The sequence below is a fragment of the Streptomyces sp. B1866 genome, from assembly GCF_031932565.1.
GTDB lineage: Bacteria > Actinomycetota > Actinomycetes > Streptomycetales > Streptomycetaceae > Streptomyces.
The window spans coordinates 1-12,200 of record NZ_JAVSCF010000197.1; the positions used below are offsets into that span (position 1 = coordinate 1).

The 12,200-nt window shown below is 75.0% G+C and carries 6 protein-coding genes and 3 pseudogenes; 5 read left to right on the top strand and 4 right to left on the bottom strand.

Features of this window, described 5'->3' with window-relative positions; genetic code table 11:
• A pseudogene (locus RKE29_RS22135) lies at positions 1 to 706 on the top strand (hypothetical protein); the annotation flags it as partial.
• 318 nt (positions 707 to 1,024) lie between these two features.
• Here RKE29_RS22135 and RKE29_RS22140 read toward each other — a convergent pair.
• On the bottom strand, positions 1,025 to 2,698 hold the full coding sequence (locus tag RKE29_RS22140; RefSeq protein WP_312007298.1) for an ABC transporter substrate-binding protein: 1,674 nt from the start codon (positions 2,696 to 2,698) through the stop codon (positions 1,025 to 1,027).
• Positions 2,699 to 2,794: 96 nt separating this feature from the next.
• Here RKE29_RS22140 and RKE29_RS22145 point away from each other — a divergent pair, with 96 nt between their 5' ends.
• From RKE29_RS22145 to RKE29_RS22155, 3 genes and pseudogenes are all read left to right on the top strand, one after another.
• Positions 2,795 to 3,319, top strand: a complete 525-nt coding sequence (locus RKE29_RS22145) for a hypothetical protein (protein ID WP_312007299.1) — start codon at positions 2,795 to 2,797, stop codon at positions 3,317 to 3,319.
• Positions 3,320 to 3,450: 131 nt separating this feature from the next.
• Positions 3,451 to 4,362 (top strand): formyltetrahydrofolate deformylase, encoded by a 912-nt coding sequence (gene purU, locus RKE29_RS22150; protein ID WP_312007300.1) that lies wholly within the window; start codon positions 3,451 to 3,453, stop codon positions 4,360 to 4,362.
• A gap of 549 nt (positions 4,363 to 4,911) precedes the next feature.
• A pseudogene (locus RKE29_RS22155) lies at positions 4,912 to 6,563 on the top strand (M4 family metallopeptidase).
• 138 nt (positions 6,564 to 6,701) lie between these two features.
• On the opposite strand, the gene RKE29_RS22160 reads toward RKE29_RS22155, so the two are convergent.
• Positions 6,702 to 8,507 carry an immediate early protein gene (locus tag RKE29_RS22160; RefSeq protein WP_312007301.1) on the bottom strand — a complete coding sequence of 602 codons (1,806 nt, stop codon included), beginning with the start codon at positions 8,505 to 8,507 and terminating at the stop codon, positions 6,702 to 6,704.
• Positions 8,501 to 9,085, bottom strand: a complete 585-nt coding sequence (locus RKE29_RS22165; RefSeq protein WP_312007302.1) for a sigma-70 family RNA polymerase sigma factor — start codon at positions 9,083 to 9,085, stop codon at positions 8,501 to 8,503. The genes RKE29_RS22160 and RKE29_RS22165 overlap by 7 nt, the downstream gene beginning before the upstream one ends.
• 302 nt (positions 9,086 to 9,387) lie before the next feature.
• On the opposite strand from RKE29_RS22165, the pseudogene RKE29_RS22170 reads away from it, so the two are divergent.
• Positions 9,388 to 9,639 (top strand): annotated as a pseudogene (locus tag RKE29_RS22170) (STAS domain-containing protein); the annotation flags it as partial.
• Positions 9,640 to 10,261: 622 nt separating this feature from the next.
• On the opposite strand, the gene RKE29_RS22175 reads toward RKE29_RS22170, so the two are convergent.
• A complete protein-coding gene (locus tag RKE29_RS22175; protein WP_312007303.1) occupies positions 10,262 to 11,794 on the bottom strand; it encodes a helix-turn-helix transcriptional regulator in 1,533 nt (510 codons plus the stop codon).
• Between the last annotated feature and the right edge of the window lie 406 nt (positions 11,795 to 12,200).

The following is a 12,200-nucleotide window of genomic DNA, read 5'->3' on the forward strand; positions in this document are numbered from 1 at the left end:
CGCCGCGCCCGGCCACGGCGACGGCGCGCCGCCGTCGCACCGGGCGGGCGGGCGCAGCGGCGGGCGCCGCCGCCTGTCGCGCCCGGCCGTCATCGGCATCGTCGTGGCCGTCTGCGCCGTCGCCGGGCTGGCCACCGGAGCCGTGCTCAGCTCGCAGGGCGGCGACGACGGCAAGAGCGACGGGGCCGGGCACGGCAAGGGCGCCTCGGCCGACCCGGGGACCGGCGACGGCGCCGGGCAGGGCGCCGACCCGGCGCAGGCGCAGGCCAAGGCACTCGACGCGCTGCTGGCGGACAGCAACGACAGCCGCTCGTCCGTCATCAGCGCGGTGGAGAACATCAAGGCCTGCCAGAACCTGCCCCAGGCCGCCACCGACCTGCGCACGGCGGCCGGCCAGCGCTCCGGCCTGGTCGAGCGGCTCGGCAGGCTGTCCGTGGACCGGCTGCCCGGCCACGCGCGGCTGACCGCCGCCCTGACCACGGCGTGGCAGTCGTCCGCCGCGGCCGACAACCACTACGCGGCCTGGGCCGGCCAGGTCGGCGACAAGAAGGGCTGCCACAAGGGCAAGGCCCGCCGGACGCCGCAGATGACGGCGGCGGAGGTGGCCAGCGCCCAGGCGACCGTGGCGAAGAAGCAGGCCGCCGCGCTGTGGAACCCGATCGCGGACCAGCACGGGCTGACCCGGCGCGATTTCAGCCAGCTGTGACGGGGCCGCGGGGGACGGTCCGGCCCGCGCGGTCGCGGGGCGTACGCACGTCCTGACCGGGGGCGGGTCGGGGCCGTACGGGTCCCGCCCGCGCGTGGGCCTCGTACGCGCGGGCGCCTCGTACGCGCGTGGGCCGTCGTACGCCCGGAGGCAAGTCCGGCCCGGTCCGGAGGCGGGCCGGAAGGCACAGGCGAGACGCACGGGCGGGGGCGGCCGGACCATCCGGCCGCCCCCGCCCGTGCGTCAGGGCCCGGGGCGCTTCGGCGAGGTGCGGGCCGGGCCCTCGCCTCGCCGTCGGCGGCCCCTTCGGCGGCCCCCTCAGTTGTCGCCGCTGAGACGCTGAAGGGTGTCGGTCACGTCCACGAACCCCTGCCGGGTGGCCACCAGCCTCCCGTCGCGCACCTCCTGGTAGGTCACGTCGGCGTTGGTGATCCGCGAGTAGGAGGACACGGCCAGCATGTCGCCGTCGGCCCACCGCAGGGTGGGCGTCAGGCCCCCGGTGTTGACCGAGTAGCCGTTGTCCAGGGCGCGCCGGACCGTGGTGGCGCTGATGTCGCCCGGCTTGAGCGACAGCAGTACCGAGCGCAGCGCGGTGTAGGCGATCCAGGTGGTCTGGGTGCCGGGGTCGGCCGGGTCGATGGCGTTGTCGTTGAAGGCGTACTTGCTGATGACCTCGTTCATGGGCCGCCAGCGCGGGTCGTCGGCCGCCGGGTACCAGCCGGTGGCGTACGCGCCCTCCAGGGCGCTGTCGGCGCCGCCCGTGCTGTCGACCAGGGCCTGCCGGACGCTGCCCAGGACGGAGGCGATGCGCACCTTCGGTTCCTTCTCGTGGACGCGCCGGAAGGAGTCGAAGAAGGTGCTCGTGCGCATGCCCAGGACGGCGGTCACGCAGGAGCCGCTCTTGCCGCCGCGCCGGGCGGCCCCGGTGCTGCTGGCGACCTCGGCGCTCGTGGCGCTCGTGGCGCCGCCGCCCGTACCGGTGGTGCCCGCCGAGGTGCCGGTGCCGCCGGACTCGGCGCCGCTGGTGCCCGCGCCCGACGTGCCGGTGGTCGCGGCGGTGTCCGCCGGGCCGGTGCTCGGGTCGGTGCCCGCGGTGGGCGAGGCGGTGGTCCCGTAGTCCCCGGCGGTGCTGCCCGAGGTGCCCGCGGTGTCCGTGCCGGGCGAGCCGGTGCTCGCGGCCGGGGTGGCGTCGGTGCCGGTGGTCGGGGCGGGCGAGCCGTCGGCGCCGGTCGCGGCCGGGTCCGGGGTGCTCGCGCCGACACCGTCCGCGCCGGTACCGGTACCGGCGCCCGTGCGGGCCCCGACGCCCTTGAGCGCCTCGCGGGCCTGCGCGGTGTAGTCGCTCGCGTCCTCGGGGGCGCGTACGTCGGTGGCGGGGCGGCCGCCGCCCGCGGTCAGCCCGGCGTTGAGCAGGTCGGGCAGCTCGTCGCCCGCGATGGTGTCGGGCCGTACCAGCGCCACCTGCTCGCAGATGGACGCCAGCTGCCGCCCGTTGCCCGCGAACAGCGCCGCCTGGCCGCCGTTGACCGGGTAGGAATACGGGCTGCTGAACTCCTCCTCGGACAGACCGTACCCGCCGATGTACGGTATTCCCTTGATCTCCAGAGGGGCCATGAAGGAGCTGCCGTGCTGGCTGTAGGAGCCGACGACCGCGACGGCCTTCTCGGCTGCCGCGCGGCGGGCGCAGGTGGCGGCCTGCACCGAGTCGTTGTGTTCGTTGCAGGTCAGGACGCGGAGCTTGCGCCCGTGGATGCCGCCGGTGTCGTTGACCCAGCGGGCGAAGGCACGCGCCATGGCGGGCATGCCGGGCATGTTGGTCGCAGACGTGTCCTCGGGGGCCCACGTCATGACGGTGATGCTGTTCTCCTGGGCCGCCGCGGTCGTGCCAGGAATGGAACCACAGCTGGCGAGCAGTGACACCCCGACCGCCGTGCACAGGGTCGCGGTCATGGCCCGCCGCGGATGGGGGATGATACGCCGTCTCCCGGTCATGGCATGGAGACTGGCTTTTCCCGCGTAACTCGGCAGCTCCGAATACCGAACTGAAGGTGTCTCAAAGGTGAATTGCGGGGGTGGCGGGGCGCGCCGATGCGAAGAAACGTACGATTGACTGCTGTGCCAGGTTCGGAGAACTCTTCCCGTCGCGCCCGTAGCTCGACCACCATGGACGCCATGCCACTTCATGACATGCCGTGGTGGCGCTGGCGCAGCAATGTGCGCTCCGCGCTGCACATGCTCTCCGACCCCACGTTCCAGCACGAGTGCTGGTTGGCCGGGAAGGCCGGGTACGGGGACGTGACCGACGCCGTCTACCGGCTGGTCGAGGACACGTGGCTGGACAACTGGTCCGCCGAGAAGTACGTCGGGACGATCTTCCGGGACTCGCAGGAGGCGGCGCTCGTGGACGTCGCCGTGCTGCGGGTGCTGCGGATCATGCACCAGGTGGGGCCGGACGCGCCGGTCTCTGCCTACCTCGAACACCACGGGTGGCCGGAGGCCCTGCGGGCGGCCCGGGAGGCGCACGTGCGGCTCGCGGCGAACGACGGGGACGATCCGGACGTGCCGCCCGTGACGCTGGAGGCGCTGGCGGCCTTCACGCGCGGGGGCGAGTGACTCCTCACGCGCGGGGGTGTCCTCGCGTGCGGGACGGGTGAGGGGCCGGGCGCGGCGTCCGGGGCAATGCGCGGGGCGTCCGGGCCGCGACGGGCCGGTGGCCCCACGCGCGTGTGCGACGCTATGGAGTCATGAGCAAGCCGCACCCGTCCGCCTCCGCCGCTGAGCCCCCGGTCGGCCAGGGGCCGCCCGACCAGTACATCCTGACCCTGTCCTGCCCGGACAAACAGGGCATCGTGCACGCGGTGTCCAGCTACCTGTTCATGACCGGCTGCAACATCGAGGACAGTCAGCAGTTCGGCGACCGCGACACCGGGCTGTTCTTCATGCGGGTCCACTTCCGCGCGGAGACGCCCACCCGGGTGGGCGTGGAGGACCTGCGGGCCAGCTTCGCGGCCGTGGGCGAGTCGTTCCGCATGGACTGGCAGATCCACCGGGCGGACGAGCGGATGCGCGTCGTGCTGATGGTCAGCCGTTTCGGGCACTGCCTGAACGACCTGCTGTTCCGCTGGAGCATCGGCGCGCTGCCGGTGGAGGTCGCGGCCGTGGTCTCCAACCACCAAGACTTCGCCGAGCTGGCCGGTTCGTACGGGGTGCCCTTCCGGCACATCCCGGTGACCCCCGACACCAAGGCGGAGGCCGAGGCCGAGCTGCTGGAGCTGGTGCGGCGGGAGGGGGTCGAGCTGGTGGTGCTGGCCCGGTACATGCAGGTGCTGTCGGACGACCTGTGCAAGCAGCTGTCCGGCCGGATCATCAACATCCACCACTCCTTCCTGCCGAGCTTCAAGGGCGCCAAGCCCTATCACCAGGCGCACGCGCGGGGCGTGAAGCTGATCGGGGCGACGGCGCACTACGTGACGGCGGAGCTGGACGAGGGGCCGATCATCGAGCAGGAGGTCGAGCGGGTCGGCCACGAGCTGACGCCGGAGCGGCTGGTTGCGGTGGGGCGCGACGTGGAGTGCCAGGCGCTCGCGCGGGCGGTGAAGTGGCACAGCGAGCGGCGGGTGCTGCTGAACGGGCACCGGACGGTGGTCTTCGGCTGACCCGGGCGTCCGCCGGGTGCTTCCCGGCGGCCGCGAGCGGACGTGCGTACGCCGCCAGGGCATCGGCCCTGGCGGCGTTTCGCGTTCCCGGGCTCCGGTCGGGCCTCGGCCCGGGCCCGGGCCCGGGCCTGCGGACGGACGGGCTTCGGCGCGGGGCCTTCGGGCTGGGGGCTTCCGCCGGGCGCTTCGGCCGCCGGTCGCGCGCCGGAGCGCCGTATCCCCGTAGATACACCTCTGATTGGCATCTTTTGGACACAGCTCAACATGTCCATGTATTGGCCTGTATATCGTACGAGCGATACGTTGCGTACGCGGAGTGATCGCGCCTTCTGTTCGTTGGGCGGTGATTCGCGCCGTCCGGCATCGCAACCCGGAACCATTCGACGGGAGATCGACGTGCGCTCGGATTCGTCCAGCCCTTCGTCAGGCATATCACGTACAACAGACAGAACCGCAGATTCCGACTCCTCTGGCAGAGGTGAGCGGCCGGGCGGGAGCAGAGGCTCCCGTTCCGCAACGGCCGGCTCGACGCGCCGTACGCGGCGCCGCCTGACCGCGGGCGGAGCCTCGGCGCTGGCCGCGGTCCTGCTCGCCGCGGGCGTCGGCGCCGGCGCCGCCGACGCCGCGCCGCAGGCCGGCGGGGACGCGGCGCTGCCCGTCGCCCTGACGCCCGCCCAGCGTGCCGAGCTGCTGCGCGCGGGCGACGCCGCCGCGGCCGCCACCGCCGGGTCCCTGGGCTTAGGCGCCCAGGAGAAGCTGGTCGTGCGCGACGTGCTGCGGGACGCGGACGGCACCACCCACACCCGGTACGAGCGCACCTACGCCGGCCTGCCGGTGCTCGGCGGCGACCTGGTCGTACACCGGTCGGCCCGCGGCGCCGTCACCGACGTCACCAGGGCGACCGGGGCCCGGATCGCCCCGGCCGACCTGATCGCCTCCGCGAGTGCCGCCGACGCCGAGCGGACCGCGGTCAAGGCCGCCAAGGCGGAGGGCGGCACGCGGACCGCGGCCGACCGGGCGCGCAAGGTCGTCTGGGCCGCCACCGGCAAGCCGGTGCTGGCGTACGAGACGGTCGTCGGCGGTCTCCAGGACGACGGCACCCCGAGCGAACTCCACGTCGTCACCGACGCGGACACCGGCAGGAAGCTGTACCAGCACCAGGCCGTGGACAACGCCACCGGCACCGGCTACAGCCAGTACAGCGGCAAGGTCTCCATCGGCACCACCCGCACCGGCGGCCGCTACTCGCTGCGCGACGGCTCGCGCGGCGGCCACGAGACGTACGACCTGCGGCACGGCACGTCCGGCCGGGGCGCGATCATGTACGACTCGAACAACATCTGGGGCAACGGNGGGGCGCGATCATGTACGACTCGAACAACATCTGGGGCAACGGCAAGCCGAGCAACACGCAGACCGCCGCCGTCGACGCCCACTACGGCGCGGCCAAGACCTGGGACTACTACAAATACGTCCTGCGCCGCAACGGCATCCGGAACAACGGCAAGGCCGCCTACTCCCGGGTCCACTACGGCAACGCGTACGTCAACGCCTTCTGGTCCGACACCTGCTTCTGCATGACCTACGGCGACGGCGAGGCCAACCAGCGGCCGCTGACCTCGCTGGACGTCGCCGGGCACGAGATGACCCACGGCCTCACCGCGGCCACCGCCAAGCTGGAGTACAGCGGCGAGTCGGGCGGCCTGAACGAGGCGACGTCCGACATCTTCGGCTCCGCCGTGGAGTTCTACGCGAACAACACCGCCGACAAGGGCGACTACCTGATCGGCGAGAAGATCAACATCTTCGGCAACGGCAAGCCGCTGCGCTACATGGACCAGCCCAGCAAGGACGGCGCCTCGTACGACTACTGGATCTGGTACATCGGCTGGGACGACGTGCACTACTCGTCCGGCCCCGCCAACCACTTCTTCTACCTGCTGTCCGAGGGCAGCGGCCGGAAGGTCGTCAACGGCGTGACGTACAACAGCCCCACGATCGACGGCCGCCGCGTCACCGGCATCGGCCGCGCCAAGGCGGCGAAGATCTGGTACAAGGCGCTGACCACGTACATGACGTCCACGACGGACTACGCGGGTGCGCGGCTGGCGACGCTGAAGGCGGCCCGGGCGCTGTACGGGTCGGCCAGCACCGAGTACAAGACGGTGGACCGGGCGTGGGGAGGCGTCAACGTCACCTGATCGCCCCGCGTCAACCTCTCCTGAGCGCCCCGTCCGCCCGCCTCCCGAGGCAGGCGGGCGGGGCCGCCGCGTGTCCGTGGCGGGTGTCCGTGGCGGGTCTCCGCCGGTCCGGCGGTCGGAATCGCGGGTGGCCCCCGGTCACATCCGGGACAGCGACGCCAGCGCGAACAGCACGTCCCGTACCGCCTCCTCGTCCCCGGCCCGGGCCGCCGCCGCCTCCCACGGCGGCACGTGCCCCGCCGCCAGCTCCAGGAACGCCTCGCGGTCCAGCGCGATCCCGGCCACCACGCCCGCCTCCGAGGCGACCGCGCCCGGGGAGTCCAGCGCGATGTGCCACGTCCCGCAGCTCTCGACCTCCAGGCGCAGGCTGCGGCCGGGCCTGCCCGCCGCGACCAGCCCGCGGGGCGGCCCGGCCAGGCCCGCGCGGCGGCGCGCGGCCAGCACGGTGGGCAGCAGCCGGGCGTACAGGTCCACCATGCCCGCCAGGTGCTCGTCGGCCGGTGGCCCGTACGGGTAGTGCACGGCCCCGGCTATGTCCACGGCGTGCAGCCAGCACTCGAAGGCGCGGTCGATGAAGACGTCCCGTACGGTCAGCGGGAGGCCGCCGAACTCCAGGGGCAGCTCGGCGATGCCGCGCCCGGCGAACGACACGGTCCGCACCAGCGCGTGGCCCTGCTCGCGCCACGACTCCCGCACGGCGCCCGGGGCGCCGGGGCCGGGAGCGGGCGGGTCGCCGTCCGGGGCCGGGCCGCGGCCGGGGGCCGGGACGCGCGTCGCGGTCCCGCGCGTGGCGGGGCCGGCCGGGCCGAGGCCGGGGGTCGCGCGCCAGTACGCCTCGGTGCGCTCCTCCAAGGACGCCGGCGCCCACGCGCCGAGCGGGTCGGGCATGCCGAGGAACGCGGCCACGGCGCCGTCCACGGCGAACAGGTGCCCGATCACACCGGAGACGGACGTGTTCCGGCCCACGACCCGCAGTCCGTCGAACCACCGCAGCCGCACCGCCGCCCGCCACTCGCCCCCGCCCATGTCCCGCAGCAGCGCGTCGAGTCGCGCGGCCTCCGCGTCGTACGCGGCCGCCCACGCGGGCACCGGGACCCGGGCCGGGCGGCGGCCGAGGCAGCCGTCCAGCACCCGGGAGCGCAGCAGCGGGTCGAGGTCCAGGCTGTGGGTGGGACTGAGCAGGGCCGCGGCCTTGCGCAGCCGCGCCGCCTCCTCGGCGCACGCGGCGCAGTGGGGCAAGTGCGCCTCCACGGCGGCGGCTTCCTCCTCGTCGCAGGCGCTCAGCGCCCACACGCCGAGCAGCGACCTCAGCGCGTGGTGCGGGGGCGAACCGGGTCGGGACGGAGGCGGTCGGGAGGGGCCGGCCGGGGCCGGCACCCGTAACTCGCCGGAGCCGGCGGGGGCGGAGTCGGGATCCCAGGCGGAGGCGGCGGCTTGGGGATCGGCGTCGGGATGGGTCTCGGCCACGTGGTCCAGGGTGGGGTAGGCGTCCGGAGGGTCGTCGTCGGGGTCGCCCGGGTCGGTGTCCGGGGTCGGGCCCGGAGGTGCGGCGAGGGCGGGGACCCGGTCGGGACCGGGACCGGCGTCCGGGTCGGGGTCGTCGGGGGCGGCGGGCTCGTCCGGCGCGCGCTCACCACCTCGCGCCTCGCGCGGCCGGCCGTGCGCCGTCCACCGGCCGCTGTCCTCCGCCGCGCGCCGGGGCGAGGGTATTCGCGGGTGCTCGTGCTTGCGGGGCGCCGGCCCGCCTGGCGCCGCAGGGCCGCCGCCGTCGCCTTCTCCCGGTTCTCCCGGTTCTCCTGGTTTTACCGGCGGCTGCCGGGGCCCGCGCGGGCCCTCCGGCCGCTCCGGTCCGCCCGGTCCGTCCGGCCGCTCCGGCTCCTCCGGCTCTTCCGGTCTCCTGGGGGTGGAGCCGTCGCCGTCGGCGCTGTCCTGCCCGGTCACCATTGCCGTCCGTGGTCACCGGACGGCGGCGGCTGCGGCGCCGCATGGGCGTACGCCGAGGACAGCAGCTGGAGGCCGAGGCGCAGCCGGCGCCGGGCCTCCTCCGGCGTCACGCCGAGCGCGGCGGCCGTCCCGCGGTAGTCGTGGCGGCCGAAGTAGGTCAGCTCCAGGGCGGTGCGCAGCGGGGCGGGCATGGACGTGACGATGTAGTCGGCGCGGGCGGCGGCGGACGCCTCGCGGATCCGCTCCTCGACCTCCTCCGGCATCAGCCGCGCCCCCGGCCCGTCCGGCGCGGCCATCGACTGCCGCAGCCGGTACACCGCCTGACGGTGGGTCAGTGAGGCGAGCCAGGAGCGCAGGGAGCCCTGCCGCGGGTCGTACGCGTCCGGGTTCTCCCACACGTAGCCGAAGACCTCGCAGGTGACGCGGTCGGCGGCCTCCTCTTCCTCCAGCACCCGGAGGGCGAGGCCGTGCACGAGGGCGGCGCAGCGGTCGTACAGCTCGCCGAGCGCGGCGGCCTCGCCCCGGGCCAGCCGCTGCTGCGTCCTGCGGTCCCAGCGAGGCGGTGCGTCCTCCACCATGCGGCCCCCATCGCTTCGTCGGCCTCTCCTGGCGAATGTAGTGCGGCCCACTGACACCTTGCCCCCTTCTGAAGTGAAGTGCGCCATCTCGGCAGCACGCGTGGTACAGGGTTTGTCACTTTGCGCGCGTTTCCTAGGGCGAAGGGTTCCCGGAGCGCATAGGGTCTCACTTCCGGCTCACGCCGCACGGTGTTTCACGGCAGAACCGGGGTACGGGCATGCGCTCACGCGTGACCCGTACGGGCAACCGCCTACTCAGAACAGTCGATTTCGGTTACCGGCGAACGAAGGGGTTCGAGCGCGTGACGTTGAAGGTGACGGGGAGTGAGCGGGGTGCGTGGGCCGTCCTGCGCGTCCGCGGGGAGATGGACCTGGTGTCCTCTCCCGAGGTCCGGCAGCACGTGCACCAGGCGGTCGCCGAGGGCCGCCGCTGGCTCGTCCTCGACCTGTCGGAAGTGCGGTTGTGCGACACCAGCGGCGTCGGCGTGCTGATAGCCGCGCGCCGCCTGATGCGCTCGTGTTCGGGCCGCCTGCGGCTGATCCTCCCGGCCGAGCACGCCGCCGGACGCGCCGCCGGGCGCGACGGACGCGCCGCGGGACGGGCGGACCGGGACGCCGGGCAGGCCGCCGGGCGCGACGCCGGGGCCGGTGAACCCGCCGCCGGGCAGGCCGCCGGGAGCGCTCGGCCGCCGTCCCGGGAGGGCTCGCACATCGACCGGGTGCTGGCGGCCCTCGGGGTGCGCCGCCTGTTCGAGGTGTATCCGGACGTTGCTGCCGCGACTGGTGTGCCCGGACCTTCGGTGACGCCGGTCACAGCGGCCGCGGGGCCCGCGCCGGCGCCGCCGCCGGGCTGAGGCCCGCGGCGGCGGAGGCGCGGGAGCCGCGCGGGCCGCACCGTCCGGGCGGCCCGCGCGGGCCGGTCTCGCGGCTCGTACCCCCGCCGGTCGGCGGGGTGCGAATGGGCCCTGCGGAGGATTCCGGAACGGCCCGGACCGGGCAGACTCCTCTCAGGCCGTCCCGCGAGCCCGGAGGCGGCCCGCCCGGCGCGCGGTCCGCCGTGCCCCCCACACACGGCGGCCCGGGTGTCCGGCCCGGTTCCGTACGTTCCCGGGCGGCGTCCAGGGCCCGCGCGGGTCACTTCTTCGGCGCCAGCGGCCGGCGGGACCGGGCGGGTTCTCAGATCGGCGGTGCGGCGGGCGCGGGGCCCAGGGTCGTCGTGCCCGGTGCGGCCCGGTGCCCGAGCCCCGTGCGGTAGGCGTCCAGCGCCGCCTCCGTCCGGCCCTCGCGGCGCAGCAGGTCGCCCAGCAGGCGGCACAGGTCGGCCAGGTCCCCGGCCGCTCCGGTGCGCTCCAGCAGCGACAGGGCCGCGCAGTAGTGCTCCTCCGCCAGCTCGACCGCGCCGCGCTCCTCGGCGATCAGCCCGAGCAGCCGGTACGCCCCGCCCGCGTGCACGGCGCCGCGCTCGGCGGTGAGCGCCGCCAGGTCGCCCGCGCCGCCGCCGTCCGTCGCGTCCGGCCCGTCCGTGGCGTTCTGGCCGTCCGTGGCGCCCGGTCCGTCCGTGGCGTCCGGTCCGTCCGCGGGCTCCCGGTGCTCCGCGGACTCCCCGTCCGCCGCACCGGCGCCGGGCGAGAGGTCGGGCAGCGGCCGCACCAGGGGGCGCAGCAGGGCCTCCGCCTCCGCCGTACGCCCCTGCCTGCGCAGCACGTCCGCCAGCTCCACCTCCACCTGGACGGTGAACAGCGCGGCCCGCTTGCTCGCCAGCATGTCGCGGGCCGTGCGCAGTTCGCGCTCCGCCCGTTCCAGGTCACCGTCCTGGGCGAGCACGTACCCGCGCATCCAGTGGCAGTGCGCCAGCTCGGTGCGGATGCCCAGCTGCTGGTACAGCTCCTGGGCCTTGGCCAGCGAGGCGTCCGCCTCGGCCGTGCGGCCCTCGGCGATGAGCGTACGGGCCACGCCGCGGTGCATGCCCGCGACCAGTGCGGGGTCGTCCACCCGGGGCGCGAGCGCGAGCGCCAGTTCGGCGGCGTGCGCGGCACGCGCGTGCGCGCCCATGTCCATGTACGGGGCGATGACGGCGGTGTAGAGCAGCAGCAGCGCGTGCGGGTCGTGCAGGCCCGAGGCGTTCAGCTCGTCGATGGCGGTCTCCAGCAGGTAACAGGAGTAGCGCAGTTCGCCCGCGAGCAGGTGGGCCACCGCCCGGCCGCGGACCGCCGGGACGCGGCGCGGCAGCGGCCCGTCGGCCAGCAGCCGCTCGACGGCCTCGAAGTGGTGGCGCGCGGCGGACAGCCGACCGGCCTCCAGCTCGCAGTCGCCGAGGCCCAGCAGGGCCGCCGCCCGCTCCTCGGCGAGCCCGAGCCGTTCGGCCTCGGCGAGCAGCGCGCGGAAGCGGTCGGCGGCGTGCGCGGGCAGGCCGGTGGCCAGCGCGCGGCGCGCGTCGGTGAGCCCGGCCCGCAGCCGGACCGCCTCCTGCGGGGAGCGGCCGGTGGCCAGCTCCTCGTAGCTGACGCCGAGGCGTCCGGCGAGGTGGCGCAGGGCCGCCTCGGAGGGCCGCACCCGGCCCGCTTCCAGAGTGGAGACGTACGCGGCGGTGTAGGCGGGCTCCGCCAACTGCCGCTGCGTCAGCCCCTGCTGCCTGCGGAGCCGGAGCACCCGGCGCCCTATCTGCCCGGACTGGTCCGCACGTGCGCTCGCGGCGCTCTTCTCGGCCACAGTGCCCTCTTTTCATCGAGCGGCATGTCAATCGCCGAGCTAACTCCGGTTACGTCCGGATTGACAGGGCCCGGGCGTGATCGATGCGGGACCGGAACGTCGCGTGTACCGATCAGCGACTTCTGCGGGGCGCGAGTGTCAAACGTTACAGGCGCTACACCATTGCCCGGAGCCCGCCCGCCGCCTAGGTTGTGCGGCACCTTAACGGGCTTTAACTCCTCGCTTACTACCGGGAGTCGACGTGCTCAGACGCAGCGGAACCCGCGGACGCCGTACCCGCCCCCGGATACGCGTCCCCCTCGGCGCCGCCGCCGCGGCCACGGGCCTGGCCCTCGCGGCGGCCCTCGCCGGTCCGGCCGCGGCCGGACCGGGGCAGAGCGGCCCGGCGGCGGCCCCGGCTCCGGCC

Coding starts and splice junctions, on each gene's coding strand:
- RKE29_RS22160 (WP_312007301.1), bottom strand. CDS start 8,507: ATGGTGACCGGGCAGGACAGCGCCGACGGCGACGGCTCCACCCCCAGG.
- purU (WP_312007300.1), top strand. CDS start 3,451: ATGAGCAAGCCGCACCCGTCCGCCTCCGCCGCTGAGCCCCCGGTCGGC.
- RKE29_RS22165 (WP_312007302.1), bottom strand. CDS start 9,085: ATGGTGGAGGACGCACCGCCTCGCTGGGACCGCAGGACGCAGCAGCGG.
- RKE29_RS22140 (WP_312007298.1), bottom strand. CDS start 2,698: ATGACCGGGAGACGGCGTATCATCCCCCATCCGCGGCGGGCCATGACC.
- RKE29_RS22145 (WP_312007299.1), top strand. CDS start 2,795: ATGCGAAGAAACGTACGATTGACTGCTGTGCCAGGTTCGGAGAACTCT.